The sequence below is a fragment of the Microvirga sp. ACRRW genome (assembly GCF_022346925.1).
Classification (GTDB): domain Bacteria; phylum Pseudomonadota; class Alphaproteobacteria; order Rhizobiales; family Beijerinckiaceae; genus Microvirga.
In genome coordinates this window covers 1-20,491 of sequence record NZ_JAKRNJ010000008.1, presented here as the reverse complement: position 1 = coordinate 20,491, position 20,491 = coordinate 1, and the positions used below count along the sequence as shown (strand labels likewise).

General features: G+C 61.9%; 19 protein-coding genes. 7 read left to right on the top strand and 12 right to left on the bottom strand.

What is annotated here, in order from left to right; genetic code table 11:
• The first annotated feature begins 15 nt into the window (after positions 1-15).
• Positions 16-1,248, top strand: coding sequence for a phenylacetate--CoA ligase family protein (locus MHY87_RS16330; RefSeq protein ID WP_239353594.1), 1,233 nt, complete (start codon positions 16-18; stop codon positions 1,246-1,248).
• 381 nt (positions 1,249-1,629) lie between these two features.
• Here the strand turns inward: MHY87_RS16330 and MHY87_RS16325 are convergent, their stop codons facing one another.
• The 3 genes from MHY87_RS16325 to MHY87_RS16315 form a co-directional block, all read right to left on the bottom strand.
• The gene (locus tag MHY87_RS16325) at positions 1,630-2,349 is read right to left on the bottom strand and encodes an outer membrane protein (protein ID WP_370644964.1); all 720 of its coding nucleotides are present in this window, start codon (positions 2,347-2,349) and stop codon (positions 1,630-1,632) included.
• A gap of 374 nt (positions 2,350-2,723) precedes the next feature.
• A complete protein-coding gene (locus tag MHY87_RS16320; protein ID WP_239353746.1) occupies positions 2,724-3,161 on the bottom strand; it encodes an RNA polymerase subunit sigma-70 in 438 nt (145 codons plus the stop codon).
• A 90-nt stretch (positions 3,162-3,251) separates the two neighbouring features.
• The gene (locus MHY87_RS16315) at positions 3,252-4,040 is read right to left on the bottom strand and encodes a pentapeptide repeat-containing protein (RefSeq protein WP_239353590.1); all 789 of its coding nucleotides are present in this window, start codon (positions 4,038-4,040) and stop codon (positions 3,252-3,254) included.
• Positions 4,041-4,605: 565 nt separating this feature from the next.
• Between MHY87_RS16315 and MHY87_RS16310 the strand changes: the two genes are divergently transcribed.
• From MHY87_RS16310 to MHY87_RS16300, 3 genes are all read left to right on the top strand, one after another.
• Positions 4,606-5,277, top strand: coding sequence for a Crp/Fnr family transcriptional regulator (locus MHY87_RS16310; RefSeq protein WP_239353588.1), 672 nt, complete (start codon positions 4,606-4,608; stop codon positions 5,275-5,277).
• A 142-nt stretch (positions 5,278-5,419) separates the two neighbouring features.
• Positions 5,420-6,448 (top strand): Fe(3+) ABC transporter substrate-binding protein, encoded by a 1,029-nt coding sequence (locus MHY87_RS16305; protein WP_239353586.1) that lies wholly within the window; start codon positions 5,420-5,422, stop codon positions 6,446-6,448.
• A gap of 177 nt (positions 6,449-6,625) precedes the next feature.
• Complete coding sequence (locus tag MHY87_RS16300) at positions 6,626-8,248, top strand: iron ABC transporter permease (protein WP_239353584.1); 1,623 nt, start codon at positions 6,626-6,628, stop codon at positions 8,246-8,248.
• A 19-nt stretch (positions 8,249-8,267) separates the two neighbouring features.
• Here MHY87_RS16300 and MHY87_RS16295 read toward each other — a convergent pair whose 3' ends face one another.
• The 3 genes from MHY87_RS16295 to MHY87_RS16285 form a co-directional block, all read right to left on the bottom strand.
• The gene (locus tag MHY87_RS16295; protein ID WP_255726672.1) at positions 8,268-8,858 is read right to left on the bottom strand and encodes a cysteine hydrolase family protein; all 591 of its coding nucleotides are present in this window, start codon (positions 8,856-8,858) and stop codon (positions 8,268-8,270) included.
• 97 nt (positions 8,859-8,955) lie between these two features.
• Entirely contained in the window at positions 8,956-9,636 is a 681-nt protein-coding gene (locus MHY87_RS16290; protein WP_239353580.1) for a 3-oxoacid CoA-transferase subunit B, read from the bottom strand.
• Positions 9,636-10,346, bottom strand: a complete 711-nt coding sequence (locus MHY87_RS16285; RefSeq protein WP_239353578.1) for a CoA transferase subunit A — start codon at positions 10,344-10,346, stop codon at positions 9,636-9,638. Before MHY87_RS16285 ends, MHY87_RS16290 begins: the two co-directional genes overlap by 1 nt.
• A gap of 199 nt (positions 10,347-10,545) precedes the next feature.
• Between MHY87_RS16285 and MHY87_RS16280 the strand changes: the two genes are divergently transcribed.
• Positions 10,546-12,348: an AsmA-like C-terminal region-containing protein gene (locus MHY87_RS16280; RefSeq protein WP_239353576.1), complete on the top strand. Its 1,803-nt coding sequence runs from the start codon at positions 10,546-10,548 to the stop codon at positions 12,346-12,348.
• Here the strand turns inward: MHY87_RS16280 and MHY87_RS16275 are convergent.
• The 3 genes from MHY87_RS16275 to MHY87_RS16265 are packed head-to-tail and all read right to left on the bottom strand — an operon-like array spanning position 12,342 to position 15,219.
• The gene (locus MHY87_RS16275; protein WP_239353574.1) at positions 12,342-13,145 is read right to left on the bottom strand and encodes an ABC transporter permease; all 804 of its coding nucleotides are present in this window, start codon (positions 13,143-13,145) and stop codon (positions 12,342-12,344) included. The genes MHY87_RS16280 and MHY87_RS16275 overlap by 7 nt on opposite strands.
• On the bottom strand, positions 13,142-14,047 hold the full coding sequence (locus tag MHY87_RS16270) for an ABC transporter permease (protein WP_239353572.1): 906 nt from the start codon (positions 14,045-14,047) through the stop codon (positions 13,142-13,144). The genes MHY87_RS16275 and MHY87_RS16270 overlap by 4 nt, the downstream gene beginning before the upstream one ends.
• Before the next feature lie 2 nt (positions 14,048-14,049).
• Positions 14,050-15,219 (bottom strand): ABC transporter ATP-binding protein, encoded by a 1,170-nt coding sequence (locus MHY87_RS16265; protein WP_370644963.1) that lies wholly within the window; start codon positions 15,217-15,219, stop codon positions 14,050-14,052.
• A 294-nt stretch (positions 15,220-15,513) separates the two neighbouring features.
• Here MHY87_RS16265 and MHY87_RS16260 point away from each other — a divergent pair, with 294 nt between their 5' ends.
• Positions 15,514-16,008 carry a DUF2267 domain-containing protein gene (locus MHY87_RS16260; RefSeq protein ID WP_239353570.1) on the top strand — a complete coding sequence of 165 codons (495 nt, stop codon included), beginning with the start codon at positions 15,514-15,516 and terminating at the stop codon, positions 16,006-16,008.
• A 65-nt stretch (positions 16,009-16,073) separates the two neighbouring features.
• On the opposite strand, the gene MHY87_RS16255 is transcribed toward MHY87_RS16260, so the two are convergent.
• Both MHY87_RS16255 and MHY87_RS16250 read right to left on the bottom strand, forming a co-directional pair.
• Complete coding sequence (locus MHY87_RS16255; protein ID WP_239353568.1) at positions 16,074-17,663, bottom strand: DHA2 family efflux MFS transporter permease subunit; 1,590 nt, start codon at positions 17,661-17,663, stop codon at positions 16,074-16,076.
• A 17-nt stretch (positions 17,664-17,680) separates the two neighbouring features.
• On the bottom strand, positions 17,681-18,895 hold the full coding sequence (locus MHY87_RS16250; protein ID WP_239353566.1) for an HlyD family secretion protein: 1,215 nt from the start codon (positions 18,893-18,895) through the stop codon (positions 17,681-17,683).
• A gap of 142 nt (positions 18,896-19,037) precedes the next feature.
• On the opposite strand from MHY87_RS16250, the gene MHY87_RS16245 reads away from it, so the two are divergent.
• Positions 19,038-19,703 (top strand): TetR/AcrR family transcriptional regulator, encoded by a 666-nt coding sequence (locus MHY87_RS16245; RefSeq protein ID WP_239353564.1) that lies wholly within the window; start codon positions 19,038-19,040, stop codon positions 19,701-19,703.
• A 126-nt stretch (positions 19,704-19,829) separates the two neighbouring features.
• On the opposite strand, the gene MHY87_RS16240 is transcribed toward MHY87_RS16245, so the two are convergent.
• Positions 19,830-20,491, bottom strand: a 662-nt coding sequence (locus MHY87_RS16240) for a calcium-binding protein (protein ID WP_239353562.1), incomplete at its 5' end; no start/stop codon positions are given.

The window sequence follows — 20,491 nt, the reverse complement described above, 5'->3', positions numbered from 1 at the left end:
AGAGACGAGACTGCCTTGACCGATACATTCGATGCTCTTGAAACCCGTGCGCCGTCAGATCGCGAACGCGATCTCTTCATCCGGCTGCCCGAGATCCTGAGACGCGCCTCAGCCGCTCCGGCCTATGCGGAGCGGTTGAGGGGCTTCGATCCGGCGAGCATCACCAGCCGTGAAGCGCTGGCCGCCCTTCCCGTGCTGCGCAAGAGCGAACTCTCGACACTGCAGAAAAGCGCCCTGCCCTTCGGCGGCTTCGTCAGCAACGCCCCGGGCTCGTTCGGACGTCTCTTCACGTCGCCAGGACCTATTTTCGAGGCGGAACCGGCCGAGAGCGATCCATGGCGCGCGGCGCGCGGCCTCTTCGCCGCGGGCTTTCGACAGGGAGATGTTGTCCTCAACACCTTCAGCTACCACTTGACGCCGGGCGGCTTCATCATGGATTCCGGTGCGCGCGCCCTGGGCTGTGCCGTCATTCCTGCAGGGCCCGGCAATACCGAGCAGCAATTCGAACTGATCGAAGCCTATCGCCCGAGAGCCTATTGCGGCACGCCGGATTTCCTGAAGATTCTGCTCGACGGCGCGGCGGCAGCCGGGCGCGATATATCTTCCATCAAGCGTGCGCTCGTTTCGGGTGCGGCCTTTCCGAAATCCCTGCAGGAAGAATTCACGACCAAAGGCATCGATGCGTACCAAGCCTATGCCACCGCCGATCTCGGCTTCATCGCTTACGAGACCTCGGCGCGCGAGGGGCTCGTGGTCAATGAAGAGATCATCGTGGAAATCGTGCGTCCCGGTACGGGCGATCCGGTTGCGGAGGGCGAGGTCGGCGAGATCGTGGTCACCACTCTGGACCCGCGCCACCCCTTCATCCGCCTCGCTCTCGGCGATCTCACAGCCGCGATGCCCGGGTTGAGCCCCTGCGGCCGCACCAACATGCGCATCAAGGGCTGGATGGGCCGGGCCGACCAATCCACCAAGGTGAAAGGCATGTTCGTGCGCCCGGAACAGGTGGCGGAAATCGGCCGCCGCCATCCGGAGCTGGGGCGCCTTCGCCTGCGCGTCGAGCGGGACAACGAGGCCGATGCTATGACGCTTCTCGCCGAATGCGCGCAAGTATCGGGCGATCTTGCCGGCGCCGTCGCGGCCACGCTTCTGGCCGTCACGAAGCTCAAAGGCACCGTCTCGATCGTCGCACCGGGAACCTTGCCTAATGACGGCAAAGTCATTGCGGATGAGCGCAGCTATAGTTGATCAGGAAACGGGCCAGCTTGGATTTTATTGGAAATCCAAGGGGTTCGAAGGATAGCGGAAAAGAAAAAGAGCACCCGAAGGGTGCTCTGAGGTGTCCGGCCGTAGGGGCAAAAAGGACCGGAGATGCCTATAAACGCTCGTTAAACGAATAGGTTCCGAGCTTTTTTGAAAAATCTTTGAACCTCAAGCTGTGCCCTATTCAGGTCACGTTTGAACGGTTTAGGTCTAAACCTCCCGTGGGGGCAAACCCGGGCCGAGGCCGCGATCAGGTTCGCACGAACGAGCCGGTCGCGGCCAACCTCTAAATCTCTGCTTTAGCTGAGCATGCAAAAAGGCCCGGGATTTCTCCCGGGCCCAAGTCCAACAGGGAGGACGCAACGCTTAGTAAGTACCGAACTTGAAGTTCAACTTGGCACGCGCGACAAAGAAGTCGTTGTCATTATTACCCAGATCAGGGGCGAAGACGCCGACTGGGCCCCCTGCGACAGGGGTAAACGTCCCGACGAAACCGTCGCCGTTGTTGTTGTCTTCGTCGAAGCTGAGCCACAGACCTTCAAGGCCGAAGGTGACCGCTGAAGACCCGAACATGTTCACAGGCAACGCCCACTCAACACCACCGCCGAGAGCCCAACCGGTATTGTCGTCCGAATACGCAAGACCACCGGTGGCGTAGATAAGCACGCGATCGAACGCAACACCGGCACGGACGCGAACCGTACCAAACCAGTCCGACAAGTCGTTATTGAACTCGCCGGGCACGAAGGTGCCAGGAAGCGCAGCAGGCACAAACCGGACATTGACGTTCTGGTCGGTGTCGGCCCATTGGATGTCGGTTTCAACGCCGATGACGAACGACCCCATCTGGTAGTTGTAACCGATCTGGCCGCCGCCGACGAAACCTCCGTCGTTGTTGTTGTCGAAGAACAACGTGCCGGGAACAGCGCCGCCGAGGATAACGCTTTCACTATTGTCGTCCCGCCAGCCCCAGCCTGCGTTCACACCGGCATAGAACCCGGTCCAGGTGAAGATGGGAGGAGCCGCAACGATCGGAGGAGGAGCAGCACGCGGAAGGTCCGCGGCTGAAGCGTTGGCTGCAAGCAACGTAACTCCTGCAGCTCCCGCAAGAAGACTCAATACAGACTTTCTCATAACCGTAACCCCTGATTGTGAGATCCACGGTTGAAACTTCGCTCTTTCGACAAGAAAAAGCTATTGCAAACGAGCAACACGCACCTTTAAGCAGCCACATTGCCAAGTACCAAAAGTATTACTACTTTTGTATATTCAAGCGATTATAAGCATATATTCAAATAATGAAACTTTTTGCAATAGATTAATTTGACTTTACCTTTTTTACATGCCGTAATGACCCTGTTTTCGGGTACCAACCGAAGGCGAGGAGACAACTATCCACCCTGCCCTCCTGGGCAGGGTTTTTTCTGGCCTGATGAGATGGCCCCCACCTTCTGCCGCGCCTATAGATCCCCGAGGCTCAGCTGCGCCTGATTGCTTGACGTGTGAGGCCGGCGTTTCTGCGAAGAAGTATCTCTCCTCCGGACGGAGGGCTTGCGGTTAGCTGTGGTTTTCATGCGCGCCTTGGCCTTGTCTCGCGCTATCGCCTCAGGCGAATTAGGGTCGTCATCCAACCATTTTCCGCGCTTGATGACTTCGTTGACGCGCCCCTGATTGACCCCAAGCTCGAAGGCGATTTCCTGCTGGGTCATGTCCGTCGTCGCGTGCAGATCGAGAATGTGCCGGGCGAGTTCGGGCGTCATCTTGCGTCCCGTAATGCGGCGCGCAGGCGCCACGGAGCGCTTGTCCTTGTCCCTTTCGCGTAGCTTCTGCAGGATCGCGAGGGCCATCTGCATGCCCTGCTCGCGGAGGGCGTCCTCGAATTCCTTGAGCGTCGTCACCGCAGGCCTGCTCCCGGAAATGGTTGTTCGGGCCATCAAGTCTCACGGAATCCAACGGTTAAGCTGGTGGTTTGTTTCAACCCGCGGGGTTCAATCGTCGTCGCTGGCACAGGGCCAGGTCTTGGGGACCGTTATCCCTGAAGGCAGCTTGGTTTGGGCGTCGCCGCAGGCCATGTCGACCTGAGTCTGCGTCAACCCCTTCGCGCCCGACAGATCCGCACCGCTGAATTGAGTAAGGTAGAGGTAGGCACCCTCCATGTTCACATCCCGAAGCATCGCTCCGCTCAGTTGGGCGCGGGAGAGGTTGGAATGGTTGAAGTCGACGCCCGTGAGCGCCGTTTGCTGAAAGACGACGCGCGCCAGCTCGGCTTTCGCCATGTTGGCACGCTCCAGGTTCGCGCCGCTGAAATCCGACCGGTTCAATTCCGCCTTCTGGAAATCGGCTCCTGTTGCCCGGGACTTTGCGAAGTTCGAGCGGTTCATGTCAGCGGATGCGAAATTCGCCTCGGCCAAAATCGCTTCGGCAAAGTTCGCCCGCCATCCGAGCGCCTTGGTAAAATTCGCCTTCGACAGATCGGCCTTCTCGAAACGCGTGCGGCTGATCTCGGTCTCGCTGAGATTGGCGCCTACCAACTTCGACCCGCCGAAATCGCTTAAGGTCAGAAGCGACCGGTGAAAGTTCGTGCCTGAGAGGTCCTCGCCGGTCAGCATGATCCGCGCCTTGGAACAGCCCGCCCAATCGACCCTCGGCCCTGGCGCATCCTGGCACTTCGCTTCGGCCGCACTGCCGAAGACCATCACGGCCAGCCACGCTCCGGCCAGAAGGCCGCATCCTTTGCCGAGCATTCCGGCGCTCATCTTCAGGCGATTGGGGCTCATGAACTCCTCTATGCTTTGCAAGGGCATTGGGCTTCCTCATGAAGGTAGGTCTCGACGTCCCCTGGAGGAGCCCCGCCCTAGGAATTTTCAGGCCGCCCAGACTCGACTTCACGCTTTTATGGCCTAGCTTTAGCGACAAGAACGGAGAGTGATGCCATGCATCGGACAGCAATCGTTTCCCTTATCGGCCTGTCATGTTTGGCTTTGGCCGGATGTGCGATCTCGGCCGCTCCCGAAGGCGTGCTTCCGCGCACCGATGTCCCCCCGCCGCCCTCAGTCTCCAGCAACTCACGGGACCGCGCCACCACCGCGTCCACAAGTGTGCAACCGCAGCGCCGTAGCCTCACGGTGCCCGATCGACTGGTCACACCTCGCCCCGCCGCGCAGCCTTGACTACCGCCGCGCTTGTGCCCGGCGCGCCCAGCTCAAGGTCCCCGACTGGGGGCCTTTTTCGTGTCCCACCCTGCGGCCCAGCCTCACCGGACTGCGCGAAGCGGGGTGTCGCATTTGCACTCTGCGATGATACGTATATGACGTTGCGGAATAACATGGGGAAATAAGCTTCATGGCGTGGCTCAACTCACTGACCTGGATCGATGGCATTGCTTGGCTGGCAGCCGCTCTTTCCATCACCGGCAGCGCAATGCGCACGATCATTCCGCTGCGCTGCGTCGGCATCGCGACGAATGCCGTTTCGCTCACCTATGCCGTGATCATGCGGCTTTATCCCAGCATCACGGTCAACCTGATCCTTCTGCCCCTCAACGCGGTGCGGCTCTACCAGATGATCCGCCTGATCCGGCAGGTGAAACAGGCCTCGAAGAGTGACCTATCGATGGAATGGCTTAAGCCCTTCATGACACGCCGTAATGTGAAGGCCGGCGAAATTCTGTTCGCCCGAGGCGATACCGCCAACTGCATGTTCTACACTCTCTCCGGCCGCTATCATTTGAAAGAACTCGATATCGAGCTGCTGCAGGGACAGGTCGTCGGCGAAATGGGCTTCATGTCTCCGGACAACAAGCGGACTCAAACCCTGGAATGTTTGGAGGACGGAGAGGTGCTGAACATCTCCTACGACGAGGTGCGCCAGCTCTATTTCCAGAACCCGCAATTCGGCTTCTACTTCCTGCGGCTTACCAGCGAGCGCCTGTTCAAGAACATGCAGAGGATGGAAGCGGAGATCGAAACGCTGCGGGCCGACAAGCCCACCGTCCAGAAGGCCATATCAGCCTAGAAAACCTCTAAACAAGAACAGTTTAGAATTTATCTAAGTTATTGATATAACTTGTTTTTTATTTGACCCCAGTCCTGGATCGTGGTTCTTGCGGCACAGTTTCGGCGCGATATGACGCCCCTGAATCCGTGGAGAACCAAAAATGGCAAATGTGAAATTCATGCGCGGCTTCCTGGCCGGTGCCGTCGCTCTCGGCACTCTTGCGGGTACGGCGGCCTCCGCCCAGGAACTCAACATCTACACTACCCGCGAGCCGGGCCTCATCAAGCCGGTTCTCGACGAGTTCACCAAAGAGACCGGCATCAAGGTCAACACGATCTTCATCAATAACGGCCTCGAGGAGCGCGTGCGCACCGAGGGCGCGAACAGCCCTGCGGACATCATCCTCACCGTCGATATCGGCCGCCTTCAGGCCGCCAAGGATTACGGCGTGACTCAAGCCGTGAAGTCCGAGGCGCTTGAGAAGGTGATTCCCGCCGCCTATCGCGACCCGGAAGGTCACTGGTTCGGAATCGCCCTGCGCGGCCGCGTGGTCTACGCCTCCAAGGAGCGCGTGAAGCAGACGGCCATCACCTATGAAGAGCTCGCCGATCCCAAGTGGAAGGGCAAGGTCTGCATTCGTTCCGGCCAGCATCTCTACAATGTCAGCCTCATCGCAGCCGCCATCGCCCATATGGGCGAAGCCAAGGCCGAGGAATGGCTGAAGGGCGTGAAGGCCAACCTCGCCAAGAAGCCCTCGGGCGGCGACCGCGAGCAGGCCAAGGACATCCTCGCCGGCGTCTGCGACATCGCTGTCGGCAACACCTACTACGTTTCGCTCATGCTGAACGGCAAGGACGAAGAGCAGAAGAAGTGGGGTGAGGCCATCAACGTGATCCTCCCGACCTTCCAGGGCGGCGGCACGCATGTGAACGTCTCCGGCCTCGCGCTCGCCAAGAACGCTCCGAACAAGGCGAACGCCGTGAAGTTCATGGAGTTCATGGTCTCCGACGACTCGCAGCACATCCATGCCGAAGCCAACTCCGAATACCCGATCAAGGCAGGCATCAAGGTTCACCCGACCATCGCCTCCTTCGGCGAGCTGAAGGCGGACAACGTGTCGATCGCCGAGATCGCCAAGCTGCGCAAGAAGGCCAGTGAACTGGTCGACAAGGTCGGCTTCGACCAGTAAAGCGATGCGCAGCGCCTTAAAGCTGCACTTCAAAGGAGGCGCTGCCGGCAACGGCAGCGCCGTTTTACATTGAGAGCAACCGCAGAAGCACAATCCCTATTCCGTACCGCCCTGAGACAGTCGGGGAAGCGCATTCCCTGGTGGCTATCCGCCGCCGTGGCTGCGGCGGGGCTGCTCGTGCTTTTGCCCATCGCGGCACTGATCGGGATCGCGGCCGAGGGCGACGCGGAGATCTGGCCCCACCTCATCCGCAACGTCCTGCCGTCGAGCATCGTCGACACGCTGGCGCTTCTTGCCGGCATCGCGGTGGTTGCGGGCTCCATGGGCATCACCTCCGCCTGGCTCGTGACCGCGCATCGCTTCCCCGGCCGCAGCATTCTCGTGTGGCTTCTGCCCCTGCCGCTCGCCGTGCCGACCTACATCACGGCCTATATCTACGTGGAGCTGTTCGATTCCGCGGGCCTCGTGCAGATGGCTCTGCGCAATGCCATGGGCTGGACGTCGCGCGGCGATTACTGGTTCCCTGAAATCCGTTCGCTCTATGGCTGCATCCTCGTGATGTCCGCCGTCCTCTACCCTTATGTGTACATCGTCTCGCGCGCGATGTTCCTGACGCAAAGCGCCAGCATGCTGGAGGTCGCGCGCGTTCTCGGCGCAAGCCGCCTGAAGCTCTTTCGCGTCATCGCCCTCCCCCTCGCCCGCCCTGCCCTGGCTGTCGGCCTGTCGCTCGCCATGCTCGAAGCGCTGAACGACATCGGGGCAAGCGAATATCTCGGCGTGCGTACGCTCACCGTCGCCGTCTACAACACATGGCTCAACCGGGGCAGCCTTCCCGGCGCCGCGCAGATCGCCTGCGTGATGCTCGCGTTCGTCGTCGCGCTGATACTCATCGAGCGCTACGGCCGTAAGGACAAGCGCTACGCGACCTCGGCCAAGCGCTCGCGCGTCGTGCATCCGGCTCCGCTGTTTGGCGGGCGTGCATGGCTCGCGACGGTGCTATGCGCCATCCCGGTTTTCCTCGGCTTCGTTTTGCCTGTCGCCTTCCTGTTGCGCGAGATCCTGCGCGGGAGCCTTATTGCACAGTTCGACTCCGAGTTTCTCGATCATCTCCTGATCACGCTGGGCCTGTCGGTCACGGCGACCATCGCGGTTCTTGCGCTCGCCACCTTGCTCGTCTCCGTTGCGCGCATCGCCAAGTCGCCGCTGGCGAGAAGCACTCTGTTCGTAGCAGGCTTAGGGTATGCGGTTCCCGGCACGGTGCTCGCGCTCGGCCTCATGACGCCGCTGGTCAAAATCGACGAAGTAATCGGCACGATCTGGCGCCACCTCACCGGGGAGCGCCTTGGCCTGCTTCTCATGGGCACGTCTTTCGCCATCATCATCGCCTACGTCCTGCGCTTCCTGTCGATTGCGACCGGCTCGCTCTCTGCAGGCCTCGACCGCGTTTCGCCGAGCCTTGAGGATGCGGCGCGCACTTTGGGCTCGTCGCGCAAGGAAATGGCTTGGCGCATTCAAATCCCGCTCATGCGTCCGGCAATGGCGAGCGCCGCCTTGCTGATCTTCGTGGATTGCATCAAGGAATTGCCCGCGACCCTGCTGCTGCGCCCTCTCAACACGGAAACGCTCGCCACGCAGGTCTATACCTACGCCTCACGCGGACGCTTCGAGGACGGCTCCCTCGCCGCGCTCGTCATCGTGCTGATCGGCCTTCTGCCCGTCATCCAACTGGTGCGCAGCGCGGAGGCTCGTCAGAAGAGGCCGGAGAGTCCGGACTCACCCTCGAGCAACCCGAGCTCGTGACCGGCATTTCATTTGCCCCTCACGCCGCCCATTCCGCCAGCACGACTTCGCTGGTAATCGTCTCGACCTGATAGCTGAAGCGCTTGGTATAGAGCGTCAGGAGCGTATCGTGACCCTCGTCGGATGAGCTGCAAACACCGTCGGTGACGATCACGACGCGCAAGCCCAGATCGACCGCACCGAGCACGGTGGCAAGAACGCACATGTCGGTCTCCGAGCCTGTGATGAGGAGTGTGTCTATCCCGCGCTCGCTGACGAGATCGCGCAGCTTGTGACCGGCGAATGCTGAGTAAACCGGCTTGTCCAGCACGATCGCAGGCGGAACGAGCCGTTGCAGCGGCGGCATCAGTTCCAGAAGGCGCGGATCGAGATGCTCGCGGGTCACTTCACGCCAGCGCTCGTAATAGCCGCGCCATGTGCCGGGCATGTCCTCGGGCCGGTGCGGGGGAATGAAACGCGTGAAGACCGTACGGTCAGGCGCTTGTTCGGCAATCTGCGCGACCGTTGGCAGCACGCGCTCCATCCACGGGGTCGGCCACGGCCCGTCGGGTGAAAAGAGCCGCTGCATGTCGATGCACAGGTGAAGCGTGTTGGGGCCTAGGGGCGTCATAGTCAGGCAAACGGACCGGCCCCGCCCCGGTTCCCTCCAAAAACAAACAGGCCCCGGAGAGCACCCGAGGCCTGCGGTGCGGAATATCCGAAGCGCGTTAAGCAGCGTTCGATTGCTTGCCGTTCAGCTCAACCTTGAAGTCGGCTTCCGTCTTCGCCTTGATCTCGTCGAGCGTGACGCCATCGGCCAGCTCGATCAGGGTCATGCCGTTGCCGCCCTTCTTGTCGATGGAGAAGACGCCGAGATCGGTGATCACGATGTCGACCACGCCCGTGCCGGTCAGCGGCAGGGTGCAGGCCTTCAGGAGCTTCGCCTCTTCCGAGCCGTCCTTGGCCTTCGCCACATGCTCCATGACCACGACCACGCGCTTCACGCCAGCCACCAGGTCCATGGCGCCGCCCATGCCCTTCACCATCTTGCCGGGGATCATCCAGTTGGCGAGATCGCCGTTCTGGGCCACCTGCATAGCGCCGAGGATCGACAGGTCGATATGGCCGCCACGGATCATGCCGAAGGAATCCGCGGACGAGAAATAGCTCGTGGTCGGCAGCTCGGTGATCGTCTGCTTGCCGGCGTTGATGAGGTCGGCATCCTCCTCGCCCTCGAAGGGGAAAGGTCCCATGCCGAGCATGCCGTTCTCCGACTGCAACTGCACATGCATGCCGGAGGGAATGTAGTTCGACACGAGCGTCGGAATGCCGATGCCGAGGTTCACGTAATAACCGTCGCGCAGCTCCTTGGCGGCGCGGGCCGCCATCTGTTCACGGGTCCATGCCATCAGACTGTCTCCTCGCGCTTGCGGGTGGTGCGCTGCTCGATGTGTTTGACCGGGTTCGGAACATGCACCATGCGCTTCACGAAAATGCCGGGCGTATGGATGCAATCCGGGTCGATCTCGCCGGCGGGCACCAGATTTTCCACCTCGGCAATCGTCATGCGCGAGGCGCTTGCCATCATCGGGTTAAAGTTGCGGGCGGTCTTGCGGTAGACGAGGTTGCCCTCCGTGTCGCCCTTCCAGGCATGAACCACGGAGATGTCGGCGAAGAGGCCGGTTTCCATGACGTATTTCTCGCCATTGAATTCGCGCACTTCCTTGCCCTCGGCAATCAGCGTGCCGACGCCGGTCTTGGTGTAGAAGGCCGGAATGCCCGCGCCGCCCGCGCGAATGCGCTCGGCGAGCGTGCCTTGAGGATTGAATTCGAGTTCCAGCTCGCCGGAGAGGTATTGCTGGGCGAAGAGCTTGTTCTCACCCACATACGACGAGATCATCTTGCGGATCTGGCGGGTCTCCAGGAGGCGGCCCAAACCGACGCCGTCGACGCCTGCGTTGTTGGAGATGAAGGTGAGATCCTTCGCTCCCGAATCACGGATCGCCTCGATCAGCGTCTCCGGAATGCCGCACAGGCCGAAGCCTCCGGCCATGATCGTCATCCCGTCCTTCACGACGCCGGCCAGCGCGGACCGCGCGTCGCTGTAAACCTTATTCATCAACGATTCCTCCTAGGGCTCCACCCGCCCTTCAAGGCCTTGAAATGTAATCGGGTCGCACCCTGCAACTTGGCCTCAATTTAGACAATCCCTTCCTATGGATATATGGGAACAAATGATAATTCGGCCCCGCCAACCCACAGAGTGTTGACCATCCGTCACTTGCGAGGTGGGGCACAAGGTTTAAACACTTAAGCTCATGTCCCGCCGCGTCGCCTTTTTCATCGCGTTGATTGCGCTTGCCGTTCTTGGAGCGGCCGCAGCTCCCTGGACCCTCAGGGAGAACGGCCTGTCGTCTGCCCTCTCCGACCACATGAAGGAGCGCTACGGCCTGGACCTGACGGTCGAGGGCCGCTCCACCTTTGCCGTGCTGCCGATCCCACGGGTCAAGTTCGAGAACGTCAGCCTCCGCTTCCCGGAACAGGCCCTCAAGGCCGAGGGCGGGACGCTGCGCGGCGAGATCAGGGTTCTTCCCCTTCTGTTCGGAAGGGTCGAGCTGTCGGATTTCGACCTGAGCGACAGCAAGATCACGGCCTCCGCCCAGGCCCTTCAGAACGTGAAATGGGACGAGGTGTTCAAGAGCCGCTCCAGCGCTCTTCATGCCCGTCGCCTGATCCTCAACCGCACCGCCATCCACTGGACCGACCTGAAGGATTCGGATCTGGACGTTTCGGAGTTCGTCATTCGCTGGGTCGGCGAAAAAGAGCCGCTGATGGCCTATGGAAACGTTCTCTGGCGGGGTGAGCGGGTCGCGGTCGAAGAAGCCTCCATCCATCCTGACCGGATCACCGCCGGCCGCATCAGCCCTATCGAGCTGAGCGTCGCTGCTCCCACGATGCGCCTGAGCCTCCAGGGCGAGGCGCAGCTGGGCGCCAATCCCGGCCTCACCGGCCACGGCTCCATCGAAACCGTTTCCATGCGGGATTTCGCCCGCTGGAGCGGTGTGAAGCTGCCGTTCGGCCCCCTGGTTCAGGCCTTCTCGGTCAAGGGCGACTTCTCCATGGACCGCCGCCGCCTGTCCTGGCCCTCCGTCGCCGTCAAGCTGGGCGACGACAAGCTGGAGGGCACGATGGCGGTTCGCTTCGACACGGAGCGGCCTGTGATCTCGGGCACGCTCGCGGCGGACGACCTGAACCTCGCGGATCTCTTTGCGCCTTTCGGCCATGCCCGCACCTCGTCCGGGGCGTGGAGCGAGGATGCGCTCGATCTGGCCCATGTGACGGGCAGCGATCTCGACCTGCGCCTCTCTGCGGCTTCTGCGCGTCTGGGCAAGCTGCGCGTCGAGGATATGGCAGCCAGCGTCCTCGTGCGCCCAGGCGAGATCGAAGCCTCCATCGGCCGTGCCGATTTTCATGACGGCAGCCTTAAGGGCCGCCTGTCGCTCATCTCCGTCAATGGCGAGACCGAGTTCAAAAGCCAGGGCACCTTCAGCAACGTCGAGATCGCGCCTTTCCTGAGCAGCATGGGAGAGCCGCGCTGGATCACGGGCCGCGCGCAGGGACAATTCACTTTCGAGGGCAAGGGGCGCAATCCTGTCGAAGTGGTGCAGAAGGCGCATGGCCGCAGCTCGGTCACTGTCCGCAAGGGCGAGCTCGTCGGCATTGCCCTTGACGATGCGCTGAAGCGTGTCGAGAAACATCCGCTTCTCGCCAGCCTCAACTGGAAGGGCGGACGCACGCCGTTCCAGGAAGCCCAGGCGCAGATCGCCGTTCAGGACGGCATCGGCGAAGTGACGGAAGGAAGGCTCACGTCCGAGGATGTGACGGCCGAGATGAAGGGTCAGGTGCTCATGGTGGAGCGCACGCTCAGCCTGAAGGCGGAGATCTCCTCGGCCTCCTCATCCGTCCCCGCCATCGCTTTCGACATCAATGGCGGCTGGGACAATGTGAGCGTCGCCCCGAAGGCTCGCTCCCTGATCGAGCGGTCAGGAGCGGCAAAGCCCCTCCTGCCCTCAAGCCGCGTGCCCCCGGACGAGCCCAGGCCGCAGGCAACCGCTCAGTGAGCGTTTCGCTTCGAGCGCATCACCGAGCGCTTACTGATCAACGTTGCTGAAATCACGCCGAGCGTCACGAGGCCGATCAGAATGGTGGAGGCCGCGTTGATCTCCGGCGACAGGCCCAGGCGAACCTGGCTGTAGATCTTGATCGGCAGCGTCGTCGCGCCCGGCCCCGTGTTGAAGCTCGCAATCACGAGATCGTCGAGCGACAAGGTGAAGGCCAACAGGAATCCCGCCACGATGGACGGCGCGATCAGCGGCAGCGTCACGGCGAAGAACGTGCGCAAAGGCGGCGCGCCGAGATCCATCGCCGCCTCTTCCAGCGAGCGATCAAAGGTCATGAGACGCGACTGCACCACCACGGTGACGAAACACATGGTGAGCGTGGTATGCGCGAGCGTGACCGTCCAGAAGCCGCGATCGAGATCGATGGCGACGAAGAACAGCAGCAGCGACAGACCGGTGATCACCTCAGGCATCACCATGGGCGCATAGATCATGCCGGTGAAGAGCGTACGCCCCGTGAAGCGCCCGTATCGCGTGAGCGCAAGCGCCGCGAGGGTTCCGAGCACCGTTGCCATGCTGGCCGATAGCAACGCGATGCGCAGCGTCACCCAGGCCGCCTCCATGAGCGCCTGGTTGCGGAAGAGCGCGCCGTACCATTGCGTCGAGAAGCCGCCCCAGACTGTCACGAGCCTTGATGCGTTGAAGGAATAGACGACGAGCAGCAGGATCGGCAGGTAGAGGAACGCGAAGCCCAGAACCAGCGACGTGACATTGAAAACGCTGAGACGCCTCGTCATGGCCGCGTCTCCAGACGGCGTGCCTCCACATCGCGATAGACCACGATGGGCAGGACGAGAATGATGAGCAGCAGGATGGCGACGGCGGAAGCCAGCGGCCAGTCGCGGTTCGAGAAGAACTCGCTCCAGAGCTGACGCCCGATCATGAGCGTTTCCGATCCGCCGAGCAGATCCGGGATCACGAACTCGCCCACCGCCGGAATAAAGCAGAGGAGCGAGCCTGCGATGATGCCGGGCATGGCAAGCGGCACCGTGATCGTCCAGAACGAGCGCCACGGCGTCGAGCCGAGATCGAGCGCCGCTTCCAGAAGCGTGTCGTCCATCTTCTCGAGCGTCGCGTAGAGCGGCAGCACCATGAAGGGCAGATAGGCATAGACGATGCCGATATAGACCGCCCATTCCGTGTTGAGGATCTCGATAGGTTCTGAAATGAGGCCGACACCCATGAGCGCCTGCGTGAGCAGACCTTCAGGCTTCAGGATCGCGATCCACGCATAGATGCGGATGAGGAAGCTCGTCCAGAACGGCAGGATGACGAGCGCCACCAGCAGGGAGCGGTGCCGCTCCGGCGCGCGCGCCATGCCATAGGCGATGGGGAACCCGACGAGCAGCAGAAGCAAGGTCGAGATCGCCGCGATCCGTACGGATGAGAGAGTGGCGCGGAAATAGAGATCGTCCTGCGTCAGCAGCTCGAAATTCTCCAGATCGAGCGCGCTGAAGAAGCCCGCGATGTCGCTCCACTCGAAAACTGGTTTGTACGGCGGCTGCGCGACGGCGGGATCGGACAGGCTGATCTTGAGCACAATCAGGAACGGCACGAGGAAGAACACGCCGAGCCAGAGATACGGCACGGCGGGCACCAGCCCAGCGCTCAGCCTCTTCGTGAAGGAACGCTCTTTCATGGCTATTCCGCCAGGATCACCGCCGCACCCGGCGCGAAGGTGATGTAGACCTGCTCGTCCCAATCGATGGGATTGTCCACGAAACGGGACACGTTGGCGCGCGTCACCCTCAGGATTTCACCCGTTGCGAGCTTGACCCTGTAAACGGTCCAGTCGCCAAGATAGCCGATGTCCCACACCTCGCCGGTGAGCACGTTCACGGCCTCGGGGCCCGGCTTCTCACGCTGGATCGTCATTTTCTCAGGCCGCACCGCGATGGCGACGGCCTGGCCGGAATGCAGCACCTCATCCGGATCGTCGATGGTGAGCGGCACTTCGGCAGAAGCGGTCTTCACGCGCCAGAGGCCGTTCTCTTGGCCCATCACATGGCCTTCGAGGATATTCACGTCGCCCACGAACTCCGCGATGAAGCGGGTCTTGGGCTGTTCGTAGATCTCGCCGGGATCGGCAACCTGCACGATGCGGCCATGGTCCATGACCGCGATGCGGTCGGCCATGGTCATCGCCTCTTCCTGGTCGTGGGTGACGACCACGAAGGTCATGCCGAGCTCGTGCTGGATGTCCATCAGCTCGAACTGGGTTTCCTCGCGCAGCTTCTTGTCGAGGGCGCCGAGGGGCTCGTCGAGGAGAAGCACCTTCGGCTTCTTGGCGAGCGCGCGGGCAAGCGCCACGCGCTGACGCTGGCCGCCGGAGAGCTGGCTCGGATAGCGCTTGGCGAGCTTTTCCAGCTGCACGAGGCGCAGCATCTCGCCGACGCGGTCCGCGATCTCGGATTTGGGCAAACCGTCCTGCTTCAGGCCGAAGGCGATGTTCTTCTCCACGCTCATATGCGGGAAGAGCGCGTAGGACTGGAACATCATGTTCACAGGGCGGCGGTAGGGCGGCACGCCCTCCAGGCTCTGGCCCGCCAGGGTGATATGCCCTTCCGTCGGGTATTCGAAGCCTGCCAGCATGCGCATGAGGGTCGTCTTGCCGCAGCCGGAGGGGCCAAGCAGGCAGAAGAACTCGCCCTCGAAGATATCCAGCGTCAGGTGATCCACCGCGACCGCCTCGCCGAAACGCTTCGTCACGTTCTCGACGCGGATCAACGGCTTGGCATTGGGATCGGCCCAGGGAGCGAAGGTCCGGCGCACGGCGCCGACGGAAGCGGATTGGCGGAGTGGAGGAGGCAAGATTTTTGAACTTCACCTAAGCGAGAGAACCTGCCGCGCAAGCTATGATGTTCGGGCCTCAAGAACAACAGATTTAAAGGCAACAGTCCCCATCCATTCATAAGGACACGCCATCCCTCCAGTCCCTGCCTGTCCAGGCGGACCGGAGGGAAGGAAAAATGAGGCTTCAGAAAGGCCGGGCACAGGCAACCGACACGCATACGCCCCATTCCAGCGCCATGATCGCGGAGAAGGCGGAAACCGCGCCTGCCGCACGGTCGAGAGGGGCAGGCCGCATGACTCAGGAGGTTCGCCATGAGCGCAACCGGTCTCGAAGTCTTTGATAGAACCCTTCACGCAACCAATAGCTGGCTCAAGGAGATCATGGAGGCGCTCAATTGCGACCGGCATGTCGCCTGGCATGCGCTGGGCTCCGTCTTGCGGGCCCTGCGCGACCGAGTCCCCATCGAGTTGACTGCGCACCTCGGCGCGGAACTGCCGCTTCTGGTCCGCGGGCTTCTCTACGACAGATGGAATCCGACAACAGCTCCAGAGCATTATCGCTCGCGCGATGAATTTCTGGAGCGTGTCGCTGAGGATATGAGATCGACCCGACCGCTCGATGCGGAAAATGTCACCCGGACCGTTTTCACCGTCCTGACGCGGCACCTCCCAGAGGGACAGGTGCAAAAGATGCGTCACGCCCTGCCGGAGGACATTCGCGCCATCTGGCCAGAAAAAGCTGCGCTTGTGGAGATCACCCGCGTCGAAATTCAAATCGACGAGAACCGTCTCTCGCGCGAGGCATGAACGCGGTAGAAAAAAGCCCGGCTTGGAAGCCGGGCTGAAGTTTTTGGAGGTTAGCCGGAAGGTCGTCAGTGGCCGCCGGCACCGGCTGGCGCCGCACGCGGTTTCTTGATGAAAGGCAAGGCGAGGATCAGGCCCAGGAACAGCACGGTCAGCAGCAGGAACACATCCGCGAAGGACATGACCATGGCCTCGCGCCGGACCATGTTGGACAGGGTCTTGATGGCCGCCGCGTTGGCATCGGTGCCGAGAGCCTGAAACTTCATGGTCATGGCGTTCAGAGTCTCGACCGCTGTCGAGCGGCCCCAGTTCACACTCTCATGCAGCCGCTGGAGATGAAGGTCCAGGCGATTGTTGAGTACCGTGTTGATGAGCGCCAGACCTACCGCACCGCCCAGGTTACGGGTGAGGTTGTAGAGGCCGGACGCGTTCTTGATGCGCTCGGGCGGAAGCGTCCCGAGAGCGATGTTATTGATCGGCACCATGCAGATCATGAGGCCGACGCCGCGGAAGATCTGCGGGATGAAAAGTTCCCAGAAATCCCAATCCTTGGTGATCCCGCTCATCAGGAACGTGCCGAAGGCAAAAGCCGCGAAGCCGATGCCCATCATCACGCGAGGGTCCATCTTGCGTGACAGGATGCCGGCCACCGGCGCCATCAGGAACATGACCGCGCCCGACACGAACATCGTCTCGCCGATCTGCAGCGAGGAATAGCCCCGCACGCGGCCGAGATAGACCGGGTACAGATAGGTCAGGCCATAGAGGCCGATGCCCATGACGAAGCTGAAGGACGAGCCCGCGAGGAAGTTGCGGTCGGCGAAGGCCCGTAAATCCACGATCGGCTGCTTGGCCGTGAAGGCGCGATAGAAGAAGCCGAACGCGCCTACGACGCAGACGATGGTAAGGATCAGCACCAGCTCATCCTGGAACCACTCGTTCAGAGGGCCCTCTTCCAGCACGTATTCGAGACTGCCGAGGAAGGCCGCCATGAAACCGAGGCCTGCCCAGTCGAAGCTCTTGAACAGCTCTAAATTCGGCTCGTCGAAATCGACCAGCAGATAGGTCGAGATTGTTACGAAGATGCCGGGCACGATGTTGATCAGGAACAACCAGTGCCACGAGAAGATGTCGGTGAGATAACCGCCGAGCGTCGGGCCGATGGTGGGCGCAAGCGTCGCCACGAGGCCGATGATCGGCGAGATCACGGGCCGCTTCTCCGGCGGAAAGACGGTGAAGGCCGAGGCGAACACCGTCGGGATCATGCCGCCGCCGATGAAGCCCTGCAGCGCGCGGTAGACGATCATCTGGTCGATATTCGTCGCCGTCGCGCACAGGAAGCTCATGAACGTGAAGCCGCCTGCGGAGATCACGAACATCCAGCGCGTCGAGAGCACGCGCGAGAGCGTGCCCGAGAGCGGGATCATGATCACTTCCGCGATCAGGTAGCTCGTCTGCACCCAGGAGATTTCATCGGACGAGGCCGAGAGGCCCGCCTGAATTTCCGCAAGCGAAGCCGAGACAATCTGGATGTCCAGGATCGCCATGAACATGCCGAAGACCATGCAGAAGAACGCAAAGGTCCTGCGCCGGCTGACCTGCGCAGGTTTTGCGGCCGGGATAGTGGCCGGGTTCGATATGGCGGCGGAAGCGGCCATTGCGGCTTGCTCTTCTCTTACTGTTTGGCGCTGGCCGTTTTCTGCGGCTCAGACGAGGTGCGCGTGTCGACATCGACCACGACCGAGAGGCCCGGGCGCAGAAGCCCTTGCTGCGCGACTTCCGGGTTCACGGCCACGCGCACGGGCACGCGCTGCACGATCTTCGTGAAGTTGCCGGTGGCGTTCTCGGGTGGCAGCAGGCTGAACACGGCGCCGGACGCAGGCGAGACGCTTTCCACCGTGCCGACGATGTCCGTATCCGGGAAGGCATCGACTTCGATCTTCACCTTCTGGCCCACCTTCAGCGAGGAGAGTTGAGTCTCCTTGAAGTTGGCATCCACATGCACGCTGGTCAGCGGCACGAGAGCAGCCAGCCTTGCGCCCGGCTGCACGTAGGTGCCGACCTCGACCGCCTTGTTGCCGATCACTCCGTCGGCAGGCGCACGGATTTCCGTGAAGGAAAGATCGCGTTGGGCCTTTTCGACGGAGGTCTGCAACTCGGCCGCGACGCGGCGCGCCTCGTTCTGCTGCGCGGCGAGCACATCGACATTCGCCTTGGCCGCGACAAGCGCAGCCTGTGCGCTCTTCACACCGGCATCGGCCTGATCGCGGGCAGCCTTGGCATTCTCGAGCGCCGCACGGCTCGTGTAATCCGAGCGGGCAAGCTGCTGCTGACGGCCGTAGTCGCCTTCGGAACGCTCAAGCCCAGCCTGAGCCGACACGACCTGCGCCTCGGCCTGAGCCACGGAAGCGCGGCCCGCCTCGATCTGGCGACCGATACGCTCGATGGCGCTGTCCTGGGTGGCGAGCTTGTCCTTGGCGGATTGCAGGGCAAAACGGTAATCACCGTCGTCGATCTTGGCGATCAGGTCACCGGCCTTGACGCTCTGGTTGTTCGCGACCGCCACGGAGGACACATAGCCGGAGATCTTCGCCGAAAGGATCGTGATGTCGGCCTGCACATAGGCGTCCTCGGTCGAGACCATGAACCGGCCTTCCGTCCACCAGTTGAAGCCTTCATAGCCGCCGAACAGCAAAGCTGCGCCCGCAAGCGCCATGATAAGGGGCTTCTTGCGTGACTTCGGCTTGGCAGGCGTGGCCTCACCGGAGGCCGGGCTTCCCTGCCCTGTTTCCTTTGCAGCAGGCGCAGCTTCCAGCACCTGGGCGGGCTGCCGATCCATGACAGGCTCGGCACCCTTGCCACCTTGCGAGAACTCTTCCCGGTAAGCCATCGAAACTCTCTTTCAACAGCCCAGGCCGCCCGGTTCTCAAAGTCTGGAGCCGTTCTTGCAGCGGTGGACTATAATGACTAAGTAGCCTACATATGATTTGACCGAACCGTTCGGTCAATAGCCCGAAGGTGACAAAACGCACATGAGCGACCTGAAAGACATCGCCCGCGTAACGGCCCCTTCCGCCCCCTCCTCCACAGAGGAAGGCGCGGAGAGTGCCAAGCGCCGCCAGATTTTGGAGGGAGCCCGCCAGGTCTTCCTGGCGAGCGGCTTCGATGGCGCCAGCATGGGCGAGATCGCGAAAACGGCCGGCGTCTCGAAGGGCACACTTTATGTCTATTTCGACAGCAAGGAGAGCTTGTTCGAGGCGCTGACCATCGAAGAGAAGCGTGGCTTGGCGGAGGTTCTGTTCAAGCTGGATGCCGACGATCCCGATGTCCGCGCCGTTCTGACCAAGCTCGGCCAGACCTATATCGGCCGCTTCAGCAAGCCGGAGCACATCTCCTCGATCCGCATGGTCATCGGCGTCGCCGAAAAATTCCCCCGCCTGGGCCAAGCCTTTTACGAAGCCGGCCCCTGCCAGGGCATTGCGCGGCTTGCCGCCTATCTCGACCAACAGAACGAAGCGGGGCGTCTCGCCATCGCGGACACAGCCGTTGCGGCCCAGCACTTCCTCGATCTCTGCCAATCCGGAATCCTGCGCCGCCTCCTCTTCTCCGTCGGCGAGCCGCCGACTGCGGATGAGATCAAGCGCAACGTAGAGAACGCCATCAGCGTTTTCTTCGCCGCTTACGGACCGAAGGCTTAACCCCTCATCAAGCGCATACAACGCGCTCGGCACGAACACCTGTCCATTCCGGCAATCAAAATCGAAGCCCGCCGTGTTGTGTGCACGGCGGGCTTTGTGTGTGTCAGCTGTGTGAAGAGGCGGCGGTTACATCCACCATTGCCAGGCGCCGTCGACGATGCCGCCCTTCAGCTGCTCCGCCTTGACGCCTTCGATGAAGATCGTCCGGCCGTCGCTCACCGTGATCTCCACGCCCTTGTGCGTGAACCACTCCGACACGTTCTTCGGCTTGTTGTAGCTGCTCCAGAAGTCGCTGGTCGAGCGCGACACCCCGATCAGACGGATCACGTCGCCATAGCCGAAGCCGCTCACCACGTCCGAGCCGCTGCCTGCATGGAACACGAACTTGTCGTTGCCCGACCCGCCATACAAGGTGTCGTTGCCCGACCCGCCCTGCAGCACGTCGTTGCCCTCGTCGCCGAACAGGTAATCGTCCCCGTCGCCGCCATACAGCGCGTCGTCCCCGGCCCCGCCGTAGAGCGTGTCGCGGTGATTGCCGCCCGAGACCACGTCGTTGCCGGCCCCGCCGAACAGCGTGTCGTAGCCGTCCTCGCCGTCCAGCGTGTCGTCCCCGTCGTCGCCGTAGATCCGGTCCTCGTTGAGGCCACCATAGATCACGTCGTTGCCGAGGCCGCCGGAGAGCGTGTCGTTGTGAGCGCCGCCCCACATCCAGTCCTGCCCGGCCCCGCCCCAGATGTTGTCGTGGCCGTCATCGCCAAACAGCGAGTCGTTGCCGTCGTCGCCGTACA